Source organism: Thermoleptolyngbya sp. M55_K2018_002, from assembly GCF_015295965.1.
Lineage (GTDB): Bacteria > Cyanobacteriota > Cyanobacteriia > Elainellales > Elainellaceae > Thermoleptolyngbya > Thermoleptolyngbya sichuanensis.
Genome location: NZ_DVEA01000300.1, coordinates 1 through 4940 on the forward strand (window position 1 = coordinate 1; position 4940 = coordinate 4940).

Genomic DNA, 4940 nt, shown 5'->3' on the forward strand with positions numbered 1-4940 from the left:
ATACGCTGCAACCGCTGCCGGGCGATCGCGCGGTTCCTGCCCGACTGGATGGCATTGCCGTCCTAATCTGGCATCACGAGTGGCTGGGGCAATCCCGGCTCGACCTCCACTTGGCCACCGCTGATGTGCCCCTGGTGCAGGCGCAGATGGCGGACGCGGGGGTGGGGGAAGACCAGCGGGCGATCGCCCCTTAGAAGCGCCCTACAACGAAGCCCAGAACCCTGACCAGAGGAAAACATCTCTGCTCACCCAAGCCAAACCTCATCGAACCTGGTCAAAATTTACAAAGTCCTGCCCAGCAAGCATCCTAGACTGAAGGACTGCCCCCCTCTGCGCCTTCCGACGGCATTCAGTATCCGCTTTAGCAAAATCAGCTTGTCGGAACAAGCTATAAACCCCAGTATTTGGAGCGGGCGATCGCTCTAGGCTCAGAGCGTTAATCTCAGTTCCAAACTGTCGGGCAGAAGAGGTAAAACCAAACGATGACTCCTCGCGTGGCGATCATTGGGGCGGGCCCCTGCGGACTCTCTCAGCTTCAAGCCTTCGAGCAGGCGCGGCTGAAGGGGGCGGACATTCCAGAAATCGTCTGCTTTGAAAAGCAGGCCGACTGGGGCGGGCTGTGGAACTATACCTGGCGCACTGGGCTGGACGAGTATGGCGAACCCGTCCACGGCAGCATGTATCGCTACCTCTGGTCGAATGGCCCCAAGGAATGCCTGGAGTTTGCGGACTACACCTTTGATGAACACTTCCAGCGCCCAATTCCCTCGTTTCCGCCGCGCGAAGTGCTGTATGACTACATCACCGGGCGGGCTAAAAAGAACAATCTCCGGCGCTACATTCAGTTCAGTACGGTCGTGCGGCAGGTGGAGTTTGGCGAGGGACAGTTTCGCGTCCGCGTCAAAGACTTGGTGGCTGACCAGGAGCGCGTTGAAACCTTCGACTTTGTGGTGGTTGCAACGGGGCACTTTTCAATTCCCAACCTGCCCAAGTTCGAGGGGATTGAGCAGTTTCCCGGCCGCGTTCTGCATAGCCACGACTTTCGAGAAGCCCGCGAATTTGCAGGGAAGGATTTGCTGGTGGTGGGCAGCAGCTATTCGGCCGAGGACATTGCGCTGCAAACCTATAAGTACGGCGCGAAATCGGTCACCATCAGCTATCGCACTGCGCCGATGGGGTTCAAGTGGCCGGAGGGCATTGAAGAAGTTCCGCTGCTGACCAAGCTGGAGGGCAAAGTGGCGCATTTCCAGGACGGCAGCAGCAAAAAGGTGGATGCCATCGTGTTCTGCGTGGGCTACCAGCACAGCTTCCCGTTTCTGGAAGACAGTCTGCGGCTCAAAACCAAGAACCGACTCTATCCCGGCTCCCTCTACAAGGGCATTTTTTGGCTGCCCAATCCCAAGCTGATGTATTTGGGAATGCAGGATCAGTTCTATACCTTCAGCATGTTTGATGTGCAGGCGTGGTATGCGCGGGATGTGATGCTGGGGCGCATTGCCTTGCCGCCTTATGAGGAGATGGCTGCCGACATTGCCCACTGGCAGGCGCGGGAAGAGAGTCTGGCCAATCCCTTTGAACAGATTGACTTTCAGAAGGATTACATTGTCGATCTGGCGGATCAGGTGGACTATCCTTCCTGTGATTGGGAACTGACGACGGAGCTATTTAAGGCGTGGGAACACGATAAGGAACAGAGCATTTTGGGCTATCGAGATAAGGTGTTTCGATCTCCCTGCACGGGGACGGAAGCAACGGTACACCATACCCCGTGGATTGAGGCGATGGATGATTCGCTGGCTAGCTTCTTAGGGAACTAGTTGGGGAACTAGTTAGGGAACTAGCGTCCCGGTTCCTGCTGCTTCGCTGCTTGTGTCGAACTGACTTGAGACTTACCTGAACTGACCTGGATTTTGCACTAAGATTTTGCACTAAGGAGGTTGACCCGTGACTGCTCTCGTTCCCAAGCCGGAAACCCTGACCCACCTAGAAGCCTACGTCGCTCAGCCGGGGCGTGCAGAACTGGTGGCCCAGGTTCGCGCCAAGATTGATGAACTGGGTATCCAGTACATCTATTACCAGTTTGTGTCGGTGACGGGGCGGATTACGGGTAAGGGGGTTCCTGCGGCTCACTGGGAAAGCGTTGCAGAGCGGGGCATCCAGCTTGTGTATGGGGCGATGGCCAATCTGTTTCTCGACCGCTACGGCAACTATATTGGCTACGGGCCCGAAGCGTCGGAACTGGTGGCGATCCCTGACCCGGATACCTTTTGCCAGTTGCCGTGGGACAAGCGGGTGGCTCGCGTCTTTTGTACGTGCTTCCGCAACCGCGAGGAGCCGGAAGCGCCCGGATCTTATCTGACGGCTGACTGTCGCGGCAATTTGCGCCGTATCCATGCCCAGTTTCAGGCGGATCACGACGGGCTGCACCTGCGCCACGGCACAGAGCCGGAGATGATGTGGCTGAAGAAGGGGCCAGATGGCAAGCCGGATGGCGGAGTGACGAAGCCTAACTGCTACCATATCCACCAGTTTGAGGAATTGCGGCCGGTGGTGCTGCGGGTGATTGAGTATGCGAATGCGATGGGGCTGGATATGATTCAGGGTGATCATGAGGATGCGCCGGGGCAGTTGGAGCTGAATTTTATGTTTGATGAGGCGCTGCGGACGTGCGATCGCCTCACGACCTATCGCCAGATCTGCGCCCAGGTGGCCCGCGAATTCAATCTGATTGCCTGCTTTATGTCGAAGCCGTTTATGGGGCTATCGGCCAACGGCTGTCACCACAACCTGTCGCTGTGGTATGGCGGACAGGATGAGGTCAACGCCCTGGGGCTGGATTCGCTGCCTGGAATGCCTGGTACGTTTAGCTATCGCAAGGGCGGCGAAAACACCTTCCTGCCCGACCCCAGCCTCAGCAAGACCAAGCCTGGCCCGATCGGGCTACAGTCGATCGGTGGCGTGATTGAGCATTTGGGGGCGCTGACGGCGATTGGCTGCTCTACGGTCAACTCCTATCGCCGCCTGTGGGATAAGGGACTGTGGGCCCCGGTCTATGCGGATTGGGGCTTTCAGAATCGTACCTGCGGGCTGCGAGTCTCGGCACCGGGTCGGTTTGAGTATCGCGCGGTGGATTCGATGGTCAACCCGTACTTGATGGCGGCTGCTCTGCTGAAGGCGTTTGATGATGGGATTCGGCGCAACCTCGATCCGGGTGAGCCGGAAAGCCGAAACCTCTACGAAGCGATGGAGGCTGGAAAGCAGGTGAAAAAGCTGCCGATGTCGTTGGGGGAGGCGCTGGCCCGACTGGATGAGGATGAGGTGATTCGGTCTGCGCTGCCGGGTGAGATGTATAAACTCTACGCCTGGTACAAGCGAGACGAATGGGAGAAGTTTCTGGCGACGACCTCAGACTGGGATGTGGAGATGTATCTGGATTGCTTGCCGTAGGGTGTTTATGAATCCTTTGAAGATCAGTTACTTGAAGTAGTTTGCTTGAAGCACCTTACTTAAAGCAGTTCACTTAAAGTAGCTCACTTCAAGTAGCTTACCTGAGGTAATTTACTTGAAGTAAATAAGCAGGTTTAGCCCTGGAATGGTGCGCGAGAGCGTCCACAGCAATAGGCCGGTGTAGATTAGTCCAAAGGCCCACTGATACCAGACCAGGGTGGTGATTAGCCCCGGCAGATGCTCGTCGCGCAGGCGGATGTCGTTGAACCCGAAGCGCAGCAGGTTGTTGGCGCTGAGGTCGAGATAGTTGAGCCAGTTCCAGCGGCGATCCCACAGCAGCGGTGCATAACGCTCCCGAAACATGGGGTAGCGGGGAATGGTGGGCAAGCGTCCGATGAGAATCCGCAACTGGCGCAGCGTGCCCTCTTCGACGAAGTAGCTCACGTCCATTTTGGGATGGAACCGCCCGCCGCGATAGAGCAAAAACAGCAGGATCGCCGGGACGGGAATGATGACTGTGCCCAGACAGGCGAGGGTGAGCCAGGGTGATTCTGCGAGCCGAAAGACGATGGATAGTCCGATGGTGGCCAGTAGCCCGGTGCTGCTGAGCATCCACGCGGCTTCGGTGGGGGTGGGCAGGATGGGCTGGGGATGGAGCCGCCGCACGCGGTCTACCAGCCAGAATACGAGCGCAAAGTAGGCGACGGCAATTAGCCCCACGCCAAAGGTAAGACCGGAACTGGTGCCGTAGCGGGTCAGGGTGAGCAGCAGCGCCAGCCCGACCCAGTTCAGCGCAGTGCCCAGCCAGCCAAAGATCGAGCGGGGTTCGCTAGCGACGACGCGATCGCGCACTTTAACATAGGTAGCTAGGTCGATGCTGTCGAGTTTGAGCAGGTCGCCGAGGCTGCGAAAGGGGTGCTGGGCGCGGGAAAGGGCGATCGCCTCCGCCTGTTTTGCCGAAAAGCCAATCTGCTGAAGCTGTGCCTGGGAAGCGGTGTTCAGGTTCAGGCCCCAGAGGGAGCGCTCGATTTGGCGCGATCGCAGCCGTTGCGCTAGATAGCCGATCTGGTTGGCATCGGCAATTTGCTCGATCGAGCGAAAGTTTCGCACCAGGTTTCGCAAGATGGTCTCGTTGCCCTGGAGGGTCGGCACGGAAATGGCTCGGCCGATTTGCCCCGGACTGCCGAGAATTTTGGCGCGATCGGGGTTGAATTGTAGCCCTGCAACGTTGAGATAGGCCCCTGGGGCAAAGCTGGCATCACCAAAGTCGGTCTGCGCCTGAATGGCTGCGCCGCCCAGATTCACGGGCTGCCCAAACTGCACTTCGCGGAAGGTGGCTGCCTGCTCAAACACGGCATCTGAGAGGAATAGCGACTGGGCAAACTGGCTCTGGTTGAAAATGGCTGCGGCTTCCCAGTGGGTTTGGGCAAAGTCGGCATTCCCTTGCCAGCGCACCCGGCTGAAATTGGCGACTTGCTGAAAGGTTGCCCGGT

At 58.0% G+C, this 4940-nt stretch carries 4 protein-coding genes; 3 read left to right on the plus strand and 1 reads right to left on the minus strand.

Going from position 1 to position 4940, the window contains the following annotated elements; genetic code table 11:
• From IGS51_RS15220 to IGS51_RS15230, 3 genes are all read left to right on the plus strand, one after another.
• Positions 1-194, plus strand: a 194-nt coding sequence (locus IGS51_RS15220) for a hypothetical protein (protein ID WP_297079474.1), incomplete at its 5' end; no start/stop codon positions are given.
• A gap of 288 nt (positions 195-482) precedes the next feature.
• A complete protein-coding gene (locus tag IGS51_RS15225) occupies positions 483-1817 on the plus strand; it encodes an NAD(P)-binding domain-containing protein (protein ID WP_297079476.1) in 1335 nt (444 codons plus the stop codon).
• Between the two features lie 157 nt (positions 1818-1974).
• Positions 1975-3447, plus strand: a complete 1473-nt coding sequence (locus IGS51_RS15230; RefSeq protein WP_367279352.1) for a glutamine synthetase family protein — start codon at positions 1975-1977, stop codon at positions 3445-3447.
• 111 nt (positions 3448-3558) lie between these two features.
• Here the strand turns inward: IGS51_RS15230 and IGS51_RS15235 are convergent.
• On the minus strand, positions 3559-4940 hold a 1382-nt coding region (locus IGS51_RS15235), incomplete at its 5' end, for a pentapeptide repeat-containing protein (RefSeq protein WP_297079480.1).

Coding starts and splice junctions, on each gene's coding strand:
- IGS51_RS15225 (WP_297079476.1), top strand. CDS start 483: ATGACTCCTCGCGTGGCGATCATTGGGGCGGGCCCCTGCGGACTCTCT.